This window comes from Bacillus timonensis (genome assembly GCF_004799755.1).
GTDB classification, from domain to species: domain Bacteria; phylum Bacillota; class Bacilli; order Bacillales; family Bacillaceae_L; genus Ferdinandcohnia; species Ferdinandcohnia timonensis_A.
Genome location: NZ_SLUB01000131.1, coordinates 1 through 1,122, shown reverse-complemented (window position 1 = coordinate 1,122; position 1,122 = coordinate 1). Strand labels below are relative to the sequence as shown.

Annotated in this window: 2 protein-coding genes; both read left to right on the top strand. The window is 36.7% G+C overall.

Annotation, left to right across the window (positions count from 1 at the left end):
* A partial coding sequence (locus E1I69_RS24165) for a tyrosine-type recombinase/integrase (RefSeq protein WP_136382021.1) occupies nt 1-639 on the top strand: 639 nt, incomplete at its 5' end.
* The coding region (locus E1I69_RS24160; RefSeq protein ID WP_136382020.1) for an IS91 family transposase at nt 636-1,122 on the top strand (487 nt) is incomplete at its 3' end. The genes E1I69_RS24165 and E1I69_RS24160, both read left to right, overlap by 4 nt.

The following is a 1,122-nucleotide window of genomic DNA, read 5'->3' as shown; positions in this document are numbered from 1 at the left end:
TTTTTCTATACTTATGTGTTGGAGAAAGAATGGAATCCTCTAAAGGTTCCAAGGATGAAAAGGATTCAAAAGTTTCCTGTCATACCTTCCGCTGAGGAAGTCCTTACACTTTTAAACTCTATTACTAATATTAAACATAAGGCGATATTCGTACTAATGTACGGCAGTGGTCTACGAGTGAGTGAAGTAGCTAAGTTAAAAATTAGCGACATTTGTAGTAAAACCATGAGGGTTCGAATAGAAAAAGCTAAACATAATACAAACCGATATACGATTTTATCAGAAGTAGCACTTGATATTCTTCGTACGTATTTTAGAGAATGTTACCCAAATAATCCTTACTCGAAGAGTGATTGGTTGTTTCCAGGACAGAATCAAGGATCTCACATCCATGTCAAGACGATAAAAAACACAATGATTAAGCTTCGGGACAAACTCAAACTAGATTTTAACGTCTCTGCACATACATTAAGACATTGTTTTGCGACACATTTATTAGAAGATGGCGTGGATCCTGTATTTATTCAACAGTTACTTGGACATAAAAATTTGAAAACGACTTTAGCTTACACACATATGACATCAAAAAGTATGATGGGCATTCAAAGTCCTTTAGATACCCGGAGAGACGAAACGTGAAGGCTACCATCCAGGACATATTTAAAAGCCATTATCCAAGTTTTAAAGAGTCGAACAGACCTTCATTGGAACAAGCCAAAGCTTCTAAAGCAATCATGAACTGCAGAACATCGGCACTAGGTTCCTATGCCCTTGAATGTGAAGAATGTGACCATACAGTCGTACGTTATAAATCCTGCAGAAATAGACATTGCCCAATGTGCCAAGGATTCAATAAGGAAATTTGGATCGATCAACGAAAGAAAGATATTCTAGAAGCTCCTTATTTCCATGTCGTATTCACAATGCCAGAACAGCTAAAGATGATAATCTATCATAACCAAAGGTTACTCTACGACCTAATGTTTAAATGCGTAGCTGAAACTTTAACCGAACTATCAAACGATAAGAAATATCTAGGAGCACAAATTGGATTTCTCTCTGTATTACATACGTGGGGTCAAAACCTGCATTATCATCCACATATACATACGATTGTGCTGG